Raw genomic sequence first — 13,131 nt, forward strand, 5'->3', positions numbered from 1 at the left:
CTGCCTCCATCTGCCCGGTACAATCAAAAGGCACTACACTAGCCGAATGCGGGAGTGTAGTGCCTTTTTGTATGTGAATGTTATACCCCTTGAAAGCACAGCTCCGGCTCCCACAGTACGACCATATCGCCCGCCAGGCTCGCCGGAATATCAATAATCCGCTGGTTGCTGCTTCCCCGGTAGGAGAGGGTCAGGTCTTTGAGTTCTTCGACGAACCGGCCGTCGATCACCACCTGGCATAAGGCCAGCAGCTTCCATTCCGCTGAACCGGGGGAAGCCGTAAGCTCCTCGTACGTATAGCCGGTGTAGATCCAGACCGGGAAGCCCGGCAGCTTGGCCCGCAGCTCGTGAATGAACGCTGCCGCTTCCTCTGCCGAGAAAAAAGGGTCCCCGCCCGCGAGCGTCAACCCGTCCAGCAGCGGATTGCCCGCGATCTCTTCTATAATCTCCTGCTGCCGCTCCGGGGTGAAGACCTCTCCGTAGTTAAAGTTCCAGGTCTTCGGATTGAAGCAGCCTGGGCAGCGGTGGCGGCACCCGCTGAAGAAGAGGACGGCCCGCAGGCCTTCCCCCTCATTGATCGACTCCGGGTAATATCCGCAGATATTCATAGATGCTTAACGCGGTCCCGGACTTCGGCCTGCTTGGCAGCGTTGAAGCGGGTCTGATAGTCGCCGGTCAAATATCCGGTTACCCGGCGCAGACGGCGGATATGTGTAGTATCTTCATGCGCATTGCAGGTAGGGCAATTCGTACCGATTACACCTTCATAGCCGCAGCCGGAGCAGCGGTCGATCGGGTGGTTGATGCTGAAGTAGCTGATGTCCTGCTCCAGCGCGTATTTGATGATTTTGACGAAGGCTGCAGGGTTGCTCCGGGCATTACCGTTCAGCTCTACATAAGAGATCGCTCCGGCGTTGCAATATTCATGGAATGGGGCTTCCAGGCTAATCTTCTTGGCTGCGCTCAGTTCATGATAGACCGGGATATGAAAAGAGTTCGTATAGTATTCACGGTCGGTTACACCCGGGATCGAGCCAAGAACCTTGCGGTCGATCTTGGTGAACTTGCCGGAGAGCCCTTCGGCCGGGGTGGCGAACAAGGTAATGTTCAGATTAAGCTCCTCGCTCTTATGGTCGCAATATTCACGCATGTGGCGGACGATGGCCACAGCCTTGGCATGGATCTCCATATCTTCGCCATGATGCTTGCCGTACATGGCCTTCATGCATTCTGCCATCCCGATGAAGCCCAGCGACAGGCTGCCATGCTTCAGCAGTTCACCGACACTGTCATCGGGGGCAAGCTGCTCGCCGCCTTCCCAGACGCCTTCGCGCATCATGAAATCGGAGGCTTTGGCCTTCTGCGCAGCCTGAATACGGAAACGGTGCAGCAGGCCGTCCAGCGCCACATCCATATAGTGATTCAGGTCTCCGATGAATCCTTCTTCATCAGCGGCCAGGCGCCGGCCGGTCACGGTTCCGTAAGTAAGACCCAGGCGCACAAGGTTGATCGTATTGAAGGACAGGTTACCTTTGCCGGAGCAACGGTTGCGTCCGAAGCGGTCGCCGAGAACACGGGTCCGGCAGCCCATTGTAGCAAATTCGGTATCCGGGTCCGCCGGATCATAGTATTGCATGTTCAGCGGAGCGTCCAGATTGGCGAAGTTCGGATACAATCTGCGTGCAGAGCACTCTGCGGCCTTCAGGAACAGCTCATAGTTGGGATCGCCCGGCTGCTGGTTGACGCCTTGCTTGCATTTGAAAATCTGAATCGGGAACACCGGTGTCTCCCCGCTGCCAAGTCCATTCATCGTGGCCGTCAGGAGGGAGCTGATTACAAGCTGGCCCTCCGGTGAGGTACAGGTCCCGTAGTTGATGCTGGTGAATGGAATCTGGCCGCCGGAGCGGCTGGACATTGTATTCAGGTTATGTACCATACTCTCTGCTGCCTGGAGTGTCTCGCTCTCCGTCTCCTTCAGGGCGAAACGGAAGGCGCGCGGATACTGCTCTGCCAGATCGGTGCGGCTCATTGTGATCTCGCCAAGCTCCGCTACTACTGCCTTTTCCTCGAAATATTCCACGCCCTTGCGGAACAGCTTCGCGAAGGACTTGGTGACATAAGGGGCCAGGTCATAGTCCAGCTTGTTGGCAGATACGCCGCCGTACTGGGCATTCTGCTGGGACTGGAAAATAATCGCCACCAGCGACATCGCCGTCATAATCGAGTTGGGAGGACGCACGCTGCCGTTGCCGGTATTGAAGCCTTCGCGCAGAAGCCGTTCAAACGGAATGAAGATGCAGTTCGTGGTTCCGATGGCATATTGATCCAGGTCGTGTACATAAACGACATTATCAAGAGAAGCCTGCACGAGCTGCGGCGGCATGGTGAAGTTGCGGGCATACCACTTGGAATATTCACTGCCGAATTTGCTCATTTTGCCGGAGAAGCTCTCCCCGTTCAAATTGGCGTTCTCGCGCAGCAGATCCAGATCCCGGCTGTCGATAATATCCCGTCCCAGATGAATGACCTCTTCCAAAAGAACCTCCTGTGCAGCTTGTCCTTCGTTATAACGTTTCTCCAGCAGCGTCATTATATAGCTCTCTCCTCTCGTATTGTAAGCGTCAATCTCTATCTGTAGTCTGTCAGGAAGTCAGTAAAAAAAGCATCTCCGGCCGGAAAGGCGGGAAATGCCCGAATGCGTAACGCAGAGCCGATACCTGAAGACGATAAACGTATCGTCCTCAGGTATCGGCAGCCTCTGGCCCGGATAACGGGAGGCTAACTCTGCCCGTGCTTGGCCGCATACGGACACCTCGCCTGTTCCTCGCAGGAGTCGTAGCGGTGCCACCGAAACAGGCAGGTCTCCTGGCTTCCGGCATAGCCTCAGGCGCCTTCCCGGGGAGCATATTCCGCTCCTTAGTGGCAGTTGGCCGGAGGGTGTAGCTCCAGGAGCGCAGGGCACCTTGGAGCAGCCGGTTACAGTGGCGGGACCGCAGCGGTTTTGCACCGCGTTTCCCTATTAAGTCTCCTCTCCATTGAGAGAGTGAAACACCTGTTTCTACTATATTTTGTTACTGTTTAATAAACGTAACTCAATATATTGTGTTTGTAAATGTTTTTTTGTAATCCCGCACGGGGAGCGGGTTCCGCGCTTTTACTCACAGCTGATCCACAGTTAGTCCACAGGTAATCCACAACTTTCCTATTAATTCGGCCGAAATGATTCATGAAATCTCCGAAAATACGCCACAAAGAATCCATAAATAGAGTGCGTCTAATCCTCGCAATTCGTCTGGAAAGATAGAATAGAAGAAAGGGGGATTGGCGATTTGTGGGCGGGCCGGTGAAGGGGTACAATAGGAGGGAAGGCCAGCATGCGATGATCAGGTTAGGCATACCACATATTCAGGAGGGATGTCACAATGGCAATTGGCGAAGTGACCGTTATTCCAATCGGCACAGGCAGCACCAGTCTCAGCAGCTATGTGGCCGACATGCAGCGTGTGCTGCAGACGGTGGAGGGAATTACCTATGAGCTTACTTCCATGGGGACGATTATTGAAGGGCCGGTCGGGCGGATTCTGGCTGCGGTAGAAGCGCTGCATGAATCGCCCTTTACCTCAGGAGCACAGAGAGTCTCCACCTCCCTTAAGATGGATGACCGCCGTGACAAGCCTTCCACGAGCCGCAGCAAGCTGGAAGCGGTGGAACGCAAGCTGCAAGGAGAGTAACCCATATAGTATCTAATCAGAATCACCGATAAGGAGCGGATTCTTCATGACAGAAGCAGCACAGCAGATCGGAATTCAAATGTATACACTGCGTGACCAGACGGAGCGCGATTTCCTCGGCACACTGGCCAAGGTTGCAGAGATGGGGTACCAGGCCGTGGAATTCGCCGGTTATTTCGGAGTATCTGCAGCGGAACTGCGCCGTAAGCTGGATGAACTTGGCCTGGCCGCCCCTTCGGCGCATGTAGGCCTGGACTTCAGTAGTCTGGAGAAGATGGAACAGGCCTTAGCCAAAGAGATTGAATACGCGGTTGAGCTCGGACTGCAATATATAATCACCCCGTCGGCGCCGCTTCCTCCGAACCCTACTATGGAGGATGTAACGAGGGTCATTCCATTCCTGGAGAAGGCCTCCGAGATGGTCCGGGCAGCAGGCATGCAATACGGCTATCACAACCATGATTATGAATTCGCAGAGGTAGACGGCAAGGCAGTCATTGATATCTGGCTGGAGCAGATTCCTGCGGAGCATATGCTGGCAGAGTTTGATCTGGGGTGGGTATACAGAGGCGGAGCCCGGCCTGTTGATTATGTCTCACGGTACGCCGGACGTGTTCAGCTGGTCCATATTAAGGACTTCGGAGCAGACCATGAGGAGACAGATCTCGGCAAAGGCCAGGTTGATTTCCAGAGCGTCTTCAAGATCGCGGAGCAGAGCGGAATTCTCTATTATATTGTAGAGCAGGAGGCCTACGAGGTATCTTCACTTGCAAGTGCTAAGCTCGCGCTGGATTACTTCCGCGGGCTGGGGCTGATGAAGGGTTAATATAATGCAACAGCTTTCAGCGGAAAAGGGCTTGCGTTTTCCGCTGGAAGAGTTATAATATTTTTTGTTTGGCAGATGCAAATGTCTGTAAGCTGGTGTAGCTCAGGGGTAGAGCAACGCACTCGTAATGCGTAGGCCGGGGGTTCAATTCCCTTCACCAGCATCTTTACAAAGTCGATAGTGGCGCGGGTTCCCAGGGTTTTGGGGGTCGCGTTTTTTTGTGGGAAAAGCTGAACTTCTAACATTCTTCTAACCTTTACTCAACTAAAGTGGTTATTTTACCCTCTTCCTTTACTTCATGGCGGGTTCCTAAGATAGAGTCACCGATGCCTCGAAGCACTGCTTCCTGCAGATTGGGCAGGACATGAGAGTAAGTATCCAAGGTAACATTGATAGAGGAATGCCCCAGTCTCTCCTGGACGATCTTGGGATGAACCCCGGCCTTCAAGAGCAGAGTTGCGTGAGTATGCCTGAGATCATGGAAACGAATGTTTGGGAATGATGGGTGTTCCTTGGTAATCTGCTCAAGTATTCGATAATAATGACGCATTAAGAGACGTGGACCAACCGGGGTACCAATGCTGGTCTGGACAACCAACCCGGTATACCGTTAGATCTCAAGCTGAGGACAAGATGAAAATGGACAGACGGGCAAAATTTTTCGGAAGATTGAAAATTTAAGCGGCGTTTGTGACTTGTCGTCTCGATATAGCTAGCGCGGAAGCAAGCAAAACAATAGCATTCAAATATTGATGAGTTGTGACTTTCTGAATGCCCCAAACCTGCAATTGGTCTGCGGTGAGGTATGAGTTCATTCGAGAATTACATCGTCCTACACTCGTTCGTTGGTTGTAGAGTTCTTTCCAATTCTTGCTTTCTCGGTGTGGTAACGCATAGCGGCGAAAATCGTCTCTGCTGCTGCTGACCTTAACGACCATTCCGTAATTGGACGACTAACAGGCCGTCATACCTAAAGGACAATCCACTTGTCCGGTAGCATGTGGACGACGAAACTTCAAACGTCCTTTTCCTGTCCCCCAATACGTCATCAGAACCCCCATTGAACAGCAAGGTGTCCCTTTGCTTGTCATAGTTGGGATTTCCTTTTCGTTCTGCGGATTCATGGGAATAATCGCTTGGGCCTTGATGCTACGAGCCGTTTCGTAGTTTTTCATTTGGTCATTTGTAGGATCATTTTCACCGCGAGGTAACGTTGGGATAACGCCCGATAAGAATCATTCTTTGGGCATTTAAAGACGAGGCCTGTCTTGAAAATTGTAAAAAAATAGAAAAATCGAGGAAGGAAATAAAGAGCTACATGCTTTACTACAATTTCAGATATCAATGGAATTTAAAGAAGATGACTCCTGTATAATACAGAAATCACCTTCACATACCTCATATCACAGATGTGTTATAGATGCATACGCATTCTCTTCCGCAGTAACAGCTGTGTTAAACATGGCAATTACTCCTCCAGCAGTAACAGCTGATAATATTCCAAGGCTAACTAATCCAGGAGGGCCTAACCATGGGGCAGTCAATGAACTTCCTGTTAATCCAGCCAATGCCGTTGCGTAAGCCGCTCTATAGTTCGAATAAGCATTTCCAAAATTATCTACATCTTGTCTCGCTCTATTAAAACCGCCGTTTGTACTTGTAACTCCATATTTTGAAACATTATTCCCCTCAGGTTCGCCATGACCATTCCCCTTACCAACCCAGTTATAATTCATAGATTCGTAAGCTCTAAAAGTATAACTTGTCCATGCATCGTTAGAATAGTAGTGACAAACTGCTGCAAAACCACCTGTATCCCCAGCGCGAGCGGATAAACCTTTTTGGACAGCGTCTATATCTTTCTTTTCTCCGTTAATAAACAATTCGTTATTATTTGCAAATAGAACTACAGTTTGGTCGGTAGAATCGTTATACATTGTACCATACTCTTCTTGATAAGCAGGTAAGATAGTATAGTCATAATTGATGTCGACAGTGACTTCAGTCCCATTCGTTTTTGTAACACCTGTAGAATCTGTAGTTACTGTTACATTTCCAATTATTTCCTTGAAATCACCAACCACAACATTGTTCGTAAAACTACTGGTTTCTTTCACTACTTCTGGAGTTACTATTTCTTCTGCAAGTGCAACAGAACCCATGCTAGAAATTATGATAACTAAAGCGACAAATGATGAAATTAACCTTTTCATTAATGTAACCCCTCTTCTTAAGATTATTGAACTTTTAGAAAGAAACGATTTTTAGATATGTACCAAACAATTCACCACCAATCCGAGAATGAGTGAGTAGTAACTGCCCTAAACTTGAAATTTTCCGATTAAATAATATAATTGGAATTATATCCATTATGAACCAAGGGTGTCTATGTTAAAATAGGTATAAATGTTCAAATAATAGAAAAAAATGTCGAATATTAGGGACGCTGCTGTGTGTGTGTAGAATATTAAGGAAAAAGGGGAATTCAGGTTATGCTTGCAGAAAAACTAATCCGGATTACTGGAATAGTTTTAGAGAGAGTTTTTCGCTCGTGTTATGAATACTTATAAGCTGCAGCAAATGAATAATAGACTAGGAATTGGCCATTATAAGGAAATCAGTCATGCTCGAATATCATTTGAGTAGTTTCGTTGATTTATTTTTACAATGTTAAACACAGAACACGGAGATAGAATCCAACTCTTATAAGGTAAGGCAGAGGAAACTGAGAGGTCCTGCTCTTAAATTGTCTAATCAACAAAACGAGATTAAAGAGCCTGACAGACCAGAGGATCTAATGAATGAGGAACAAGTGGACCTACTAAAACTTAACACTGATCAACTGAAAGAGATTGCCAACATTGGTCAATTAAATGGTAAGAACGAAGATATCCTCACAGAAAATCGAGAATGTAATTATGCTGAACTATAGATTTTGTGCTTGTGCTGAAACATTGGGCTAGGTTTTGTACACATTTCCAAACCAGCTTCAATCTTAGTGCTCGGGATGAAGCCCTACGGGCAGGAAGGGGCGATTCGGCTACCTTAATTCTTAAAGCTAATGAAAAGGGATCAATCAGAAAGAACTGGTTGATCTTATAATCACAAAGAGGATATTATGAACTGATCTGCGAATTACACTTAAAAAAATGTTCCAAAATATGGATATTTTAAGGATTCCTTATTAACTCTTTATAAAGCTATGGAGGGAATGGTTATTAAATTTATGTATTGGTTGATTTTATGGGGGTATTGGCGTTAGCGGGCGAATACAATAGAACTATAGAAACACAGTAGTGTGTTAAACTGTACATTCAAGGGAACAATTAGTTTATCCCGCATCAGCCATAGATGTTTGATTGCTTATTATTGGAAGTGGACAATATCTCAGGAGGGATTGGAGAAAGTATGAAGAAAAAAGACTGGATTGTAGTAATTTTAGTAGTTTCTCTATTTGGGAATGCTGCATTATTTATGAATCAGAAACGTGTCAGCAGAAACGAAGATTTGAAATATGAATTATTGAATGCTTACATTCAACGAGATCTAGCTCAACTTGAAGAAACTATACAATATCAACAAGATAATAATTGGAAAAATGAAACGCTTGTTACACAGAAACTAGATGATACCATCGATTTAATTATCTTGCACAGTGGAATGGAACGACATAAGGATAGAGAAGATACCCTTATGAAATTGTACGATTACATGAATGAGTTCAAGGTTGGTGACACTACTTTTGATGTTAGCCTAAACGATAAGCAACGAGCCGATTACATCCTTTTAGGTCAAAAGCTGCGTTCTAACGGGTGGAATTTTGGTGTAGGATATGATAAAAGCTGGGATTCTTTTGCATCAAAAGTAAACGAGTTCGTAGGAGAATCATAGAAGTTATTATATGCATCGCTCTATCTCTAATTGGGATGTTTTATGGTGGAATTACAGTAATTTTTATACACATATAGTTTAAGAGCCTGTTCAAAAAGCTATCAATTTCAGAAAGAAACAAAAATGCATCGATGCATTAAATGGTAAAATGGAGGTATCCTTACAACCATCAAACCAACTATGCGAGGTGCATTTTCATGGAGTTGCAGTTAGAACTGCTACCCTACCTAAACCGATATCATCGCCAACATTGATACTCATCAAAGTCACTTGAAATGTTTCCCTGTCCATAAAGCAGTACGGTAAGTTTTGCTTTGCTACCTGTTCAATATTCACTACAAGTGGACATTGTCCATAATCTCTTAAGTTTATTTTTCCATAGGGGTAACAATTATAATAATGTTGAGGCAGATATGTCTGATAGTTGTTAATCCAATTGTTATGCATAGGGTAATGCAATTGATACTGATGGCATGAATTATGGTACATACTCATTCTCCTTTTACGATTTTGTGTGTACTTTAGTCATATGCATCTGCCTATATAAAGGAGTGCAAAACCTGCAAAAGTGGGCTGGAGCCTAAAGAGGCCAGGCATAAGAAAATTTCAAATAGCTTCGTCCTTCGTTTCAATGGAAGGTTAAAGACGTCTATAATAAACGTGTAAACACAAGGACACCGATGTGCAAGGCGGTTTAGGAAGAAGTGATATGCTGGTCCAATACTCAGTGTTATTCCAGCGGGAAGGCGGTGCTAAGGTAGCATTTCCGTTCTAACAAAACTTCTAACCAATCTTCTAACAACAACCAAATATCAACAAAACTTTAGAAGTAACTATATGCTTAAAACACGCGATTTATTGCCCAACAGACCCCAGGAAAACCTAATAAATATATGCTGGGTCGCACTCGTAATGAGTAGGCCGGGGGTTCAATTCCCTTCACCAGCATTCTTTCAAAGCCGATAGTGGCGCAGGTTCCCGGTTTTTTGGAACTGCGCCTTTTTTCTATTCAGGCATCAACGTCTAATATTCTTCTAAACTTTATAACAAACATTCTAATATAGTATAGTGTTAAGCATATGGTTGGATGCTAGGAGGCGAGAGTCTTATATGGGAAACCGGACATTCCTGAGTGTTACCAGTGCCGATACAGATTGGATTGATTATGAGAATACAGCTTTCGAGACGAATAATTTTCTCGCTCCAGTATGGTTTTGTCTGGTCAGCCAAGACCAGTTCCAGCGCTATAGCAGGCAGCTTATGCAAGCTTGGAGCAAGATTCAACCCCATATGGACCAACCGGATGTGGAGGATTTGCCGGAGTGGGAGCAGTTCTCCGAGGCCTTCCAATGGCAGATTCCATGGGCGGATGCTGCGGAGCAGCTACGCCTGAGTGTACCCGGCACGCTGGCCCGTTTCCCGTCGCTTGCCACTCCTGTACAGGAGTGGCTGGAGACCTTATCGACCCATGTACAGCGTTATTCATCTGCCGTTATTCATCTGGAGCTTTCGCAATATTTCTCGTTCACGGGCGATCCCGTCCTGTATCTGAGAGACATTCAAGAATACGTTACCCTCTGGCAGTCGCCGCATCCCTCGCAGGAGAAGGTCTGGCAGGGAGCAGCCGATAACTTCTATATGCTGAATGGGGAGCATTTGCCATGGAGAGAACGTACGGCAGCTCAACCGGAGCGAGCTGCCGATATTCAGCCAGCACAGTCCATACCTCCGGCATCCGGGAAGCGCCAGTCCAAATGGCGGCAGGAGCTCTACATCTGGTTGCTTGCGATTCTATCCGCAGCCCTCTTTTTTACCGTCTATATCAAGACCTCCAGTGGTTGGTTGGCGGTGCTCTGCTTCTTCATCCCCTCTATGTGTATCGTTTGGTGGAATATAATTAACGGTCGTAAACAAACCTCCCGTCATCAGCTCGAAGCGGCTAGGACCTTGAAGAGGAACAGTCCCCCTTCTGATGCTGTGCTCAGGATTGAGTATTTCGCCGGGCATTCACCTATTGGGGTGGATGGCATGGAGACCGGTCCTTCGGAGGATAAAGCGTTACCGGATCTTATCCCTTGGCTGCAAATCCTGCAAGCGTCGGTGCTTTCATCTCATGTGGTTGAGCTCATCATCTCTGCTAACCATTCACCAGTCTCTACCTTACCAATTCATTTGAAGCTGGATGAACAGCTGGATGCCAAGGATATCGTATCAGCGGTTAATGCGATGGTGCTGGCTCATGACAAAGCATTCGTATGATTACATTCACTGACTGGCTTGGTCGCATCGCCCTGGTCGTTAGTACACCAGGACTGAGACTGGAAGGCCAGGAAGATAGCGACCCATCTGCGTTCATTCTCAAAATGAATGAGGACGCCGCCGTCTTGCCATGCGCCATTTTCTCTAGCGTACCCGCCGGCGTTGCCTTGATTCATATGAATATTATGAACTCCGCGTCCGGGAGTGAAGCCGAAATACTTATCGGGCTTATCCTCTTCCGGCCCCCAAGGCTCGCCGAATACGTACAGGGTTGCATCCTGTTCCTGTGCCTCCTTTAGATAAGAGGTGATTTTGTCATACAGATTGTTGTGGGGATCGCTGTCTTCGGTTTCATTCGGGTTCGTATTAGGCAGAGCTACCATCTTGTTAGGGATCACCAGGTTCCCGCGGATATAATCAAGGGCAAGATTCCGGTTGTCCCTGGTTATCTCCGTGAAGCCGGATTCAAGTGTGAGCCAACGCGCCGTTTCATCTGACTTGAAATCTTCCCCTACATAATAAAGCACCTGATTGGCTGTGTCTTCCGGTAAATGCTTTGCTTTCTCGCTGGATTGGATGTTGATCGCTAATCTATACTTTTGGATGAAGTCATCTTCAGCCAGTACCTCAATATGATTGTTTTTGTCACCTAGCTTATATATAGTTTCTTCATTGGATAGTTTGCATTTTAATACGCCGTAACCACGATTGAACCCGTTACCCATCCTTCATCAGTCCTCCTTCATAACCCTTATTCTTTCCTTGGGAGGCTATAGTAATGCATCAGAGGAGGCAAGCTATATTATGAAATGTCTGACCATTCGACAGCCGTGGGCAACCCTGATTGCGCTGGGTGAAAAGCAAATTGAAACCCGCTCCTGGCGGACGTCCTACCGGGGGACATTGGCCATTCATGCCGGGATGCAGGTGAATAAGGCCATTTGCAGGACAGAGCCTTATCAGTCCTTGCTCGCCCGTCACGGGTTCACTGCCGACAACCTGCCGGTTGGAAGAATTGTGGCGACCAGCCGTCTTGCGGATTGCTGTGAGGTTACGCTTCAGCAGGTACAGCAGGGCTGGCCGGGCGGAAATGAATATATATTCGGCAATTATACAGAAGGCAGGTTCGCCTGGAAGCTGGAGGAGGTTGTTCCGCTGGTACATCCTATACCTGCCAAAGGACGCTTAGGGTTCTGGGAGTATCCTGTTCTTGAAGAGGAGGATTGACTCCGCCCCGTGTCACAGGGAATAATAATTTTCATCAAAATCCGTGGTTAGCTGGTATAATTGGGATATTCGGCGGGAAATCTTCCTATATATAAGGATAGCGGGCTCTGTGGCGGTAAGCCGCTGAAGCCGGAGCAGAAATGCCGGGAAGGAGCGTATGCATAATAGATGGGTAGCCTTCTTATTGCATGGCTTTGTATGCTTTGTTTGTTTATTGTGTTTAAGGATCAGGTAAGTCGTAGGATTCTGTATCCTGTAGCTTTTGCGGTTATTTGTGGTACGTTAGGGTACTGGACGGTGTTAATGTAATTGGCATCCGGGGTTCGCTCGATTCAAAAGTCCTGCCGCTTGCGGCAGGACTTCTTTGGCTACCAAATTGCAATCCTCTTCTCCATCCCCAGGTAGCTGCGCATATGCAGGGTGGCTTGGGCGGCAATCACATCATCCAGCAGCAGCATCCGCTCATGATAACCCCTGCAGACGAATTTGGCTTCCACCCCAATCTCCAGCCGCTGCTGTTCATAGACCCTCAGACCACGGGCCCGCATCCCGGCACGGACCTCCCGCAGATCGGCAGTTGCGGCATGGACGGCACTCTGAATCACCTCCAGATAAGGCGCGGGCGTGCGCAGCTCGGATGACATCACGGAAGCATCGCGTTCAAAGGCGGATATAATAAGCGGCAGCAAAATATAGGATTTGACCAGCAGGTTGTCCTGGCTCTCTGCTCTCTGCATCCCTCTCAACCCCTTGGCAAGAACATATATTCGCATTGTAACTCAAAGTGCAAAGAATAATCAACGAAATTTATAAACTCAGGCTAACTATGTGACATAATTCACAATAAAATATAAAGAATTATTTTATATTAAAATTGAAATAATAAAGATTAAAAAATCAGTTCAAAGGAGAATGGCAATGAGTCATGAAGGAAGTCTCCGCCGCGGTTTGGTATTCGGGTTCATTCTAAGTGTTCCTCTATGGGTGTCGATCATTGGCTGGGTTCAACTGCTGGGGGTTGCTTAAACGGGTGTTGTCCATAATTGGGTGACACCTGTTTTTTGGGTTTATAGTAATCCATAAATAGGTAATATTACATACCGAAAGGAATAGACTGTAATTATATATACAAATAGAATGATAAATAGGACATATGTATCAAATTTTAATAATAAAAATTAATATAATTATAGAGGA

Annotated in this window: 11 protein-coding genes, 1 tRNA gene, 4 pseudogenes and 1 riboswitch; of the genes and pseudogenes, 8 read left to right on the forward strand and 8 right to left on the reverse strand. The window is 47.1% G+C overall.

The window, feature by feature from the left end; translation table 11 throughout:
• Nucleotides 1-80 precede the first annotated feature (80 nt).
• Both nrdG and KDC22_RS02400 read right to left on the reverse strand, forming a co-directional pair.
• The gene (gene nrdG / locus KDC22_RS02395) at nt 81-608 is read right to left on the reverse strand and encodes an anaerobic ribonucleoside-triphosphate reductase activating protein (RefSeq protein WP_173140799.1); all 528 of its coding nucleotides are present in this window, start codon (nt 606-608) and stop codon (nt 81-83) included.
• Entirely contained in the window at nt 605-2,590 is a 1,986-nt protein-coding gene (locus KDC22_RS02400; RefSeq protein WP_211721958.1) for an anaerobic ribonucleoside triphosphate reductase, read from the reverse strand. Before KDC22_RS02400 ends, nrdG begins: the two co-directional genes overlap by 4 nt.
• 248 nt (nt 2,591-2,838) lie before the next feature.
• Nucleotides 2,839-3,071: riboswitch (cobalamin riboswitch) on the reverse strand.
• 351 nt (nt 3,072-3,422) lie between these two features.
• Between KDC22_RS02400 and KDC22_RS02405 the strand changes: the two genes are divergently transcribed.
• The 3 genes from KDC22_RS02405 (at nt 3,423) to KDC22_RS02415 (ending at nt 4,720) form a co-directional block, all read left to right on the forward strand.
• A complete protein-coding gene (locus KDC22_RS02405; protein WP_173140803.1) occupies nt 3,423-3,731 on the forward strand; it encodes an MTH1187 family thiamine-binding protein in 309 nt (102 codons plus the stop codon).
• Between the two features lie 46 nt (nt 3,732-3,777).
• Nucleotides 3,778-4,557 carry a sugar phosphate isomerase/epimerase family protein gene (locus KDC22_RS02410; RefSeq protein WP_211721959.1) on the forward strand — a complete coding sequence of 260 codons (780 nt, stop codon included), beginning with the start codon at nt 3,778-3,780 and terminating at the stop codon, nt 4,555-4,557.
• A 91-nt stretch (nt 4,558-4,648) separates the two neighbouring features.
• Nucleotides 4,649-4,720, forward strand: a tRNA-Thr gene (locus KDC22_RS02415).
• Nucleotides 4,721-4,813: 93 nt separating this feature from the next.
• Here KDC22_RS02415 and KDC22_RS02420 read toward each other — a convergent pair.
• Both KDC22_RS02420 and KDC22_RS33245 read right to left on the reverse strand, forming a co-directional pair.
• Nucleotides 4,814-5,155, reverse strand: a pseudogene (locus KDC22_RS02420) (tyrosine-type recombinase/integrase); the annotation flags it as partial.
• Between the two features lie 79 nt (nt 5,156-5,234).
• Nucleotides 5,235-5,750, reverse strand: a pseudogene (locus KDC22_RS33245) (transposase); the annotation flags it as partial.
• Between the two features lie 21 nt (nt 5,751-5,771).
• Here KDC22_RS33245 and KDC22_RS33250 point away from each other — a divergent pair.
• A pseudogene (locus tag KDC22_RS33250) lies at nt 5,772-5,932 on the forward strand (IS3 family transposase); the annotation flags it as partial.
• Between the two features lie 28 nt (nt 5,933-5,960).
• Here KDC22_RS33250 and KDC22_RS02425 read toward each other — a convergent pair.
• Nucleotides 5,961-6,770 (reverse strand): hypothetical protein, encoded by an 810-nt coding sequence (locus tag KDC22_RS02425; protein ID WP_211721960.1) that lies wholly within the window; start codon nt 6,768-6,770, stop codon nt 5,961-5,963.
• A 533-nt stretch (nt 6,771-7,303) separates the two neighbouring features.
• Between KDC22_RS02425 and KDC22_RS02430 the strand changes: the two genes are divergently transcribed.
• Both KDC22_RS02430 and KDC22_RS02435 read left to right on the forward strand, forming a co-directional pair.
• Complete coding sequence (locus KDC22_RS02430) at nt 7,304-7,489, forward strand: hypothetical protein (protein ID WP_211721961.1); 186 nt, start codon at nt 7,304-7,306, stop codon at nt 7,487-7,489.
• A gap of 476 nt (nt 7,490-7,965) precedes the next feature.
• Nucleotides 7,966-8,448: a hypothetical protein gene (locus KDC22_RS02435; RefSeq protein WP_211721962.1), complete on the forward strand. Its 483-nt coding sequence runs from the start codon at nt 7,966-7,968 to the stop codon at nt 8,446-8,448.
• 228 nt (nt 8,449-8,676) lie between these two features.
• On the opposite strand, the pseudogene KDC22_RS33255 reads toward KDC22_RS02435, so the two are convergent.
• Nucleotides 8,677-8,937, reverse strand: a pseudogene (locus KDC22_RS33255) (cupin domain-containing protein); the annotation flags it as partial.
• Nucleotides 8,938-9,558: 621 nt separating this feature from the next.
• Between KDC22_RS33255 and KDC22_RS02440 the strand changes: the two are divergent.
• Entirely contained in the window at nt 9,559-10,707 is a 1,149-nt protein-coding gene (locus tag KDC22_RS02440; protein WP_211721963.1) for a hypothetical protein, read from the forward strand.
• Here the strand turns inward: KDC22_RS02440 and KDC22_RS02445 are convergent.
• Entirely contained in the window at nt 10,686-11,432 is a 747-nt protein-coding gene (locus tag KDC22_RS02445; protein ID WP_211721964.1) for a YukJ family protein, read from the reverse strand. The two genes, KDC22_RS02440 and KDC22_RS02445, sit on opposite strands and share 22 nt — an antisense overlap.
• A 79-nt stretch (nt 11,433-11,511) precedes the next feature.
• Here KDC22_RS02445 and KDC22_RS02450 point away from each other — a divergent pair, with 79 nt between their 5' ends.
• Complete coding sequence (locus tag KDC22_RS02450) at nt 11,512-11,934, forward strand: ASCH domain-containing protein (RefSeq protein WP_173140811.1); 423 nt, start codon at nt 11,512-11,514, stop codon at nt 11,932-11,934.
• A gap of 368 nt (nt 11,935-12,302) precedes the next feature.
• On the opposite strand, the gene KDC22_RS02455 is transcribed toward KDC22_RS02450, so the two are convergent.
• Nucleotides 12,303-12,671, reverse strand: a complete 369-nt coding sequence (locus KDC22_RS02455; RefSeq protein WP_211721965.1) for a YhjD family protein — start codon at nt 12,669-12,671, stop codon at nt 12,303-12,305.
• Nucleotides 12,672-13,131: the final 460 nt, after the last annotated feature.

It is taken from the genome of Paenibacillus tritici (assembly GCF_018207515.1).
Taxonomy (GTDB): Bacteria; Bacillota; Bacilli; order Paenibacillales; family Paenibacillaceae; genus Paenibacillus_AQ; species Paenibacillus_AQ tritici.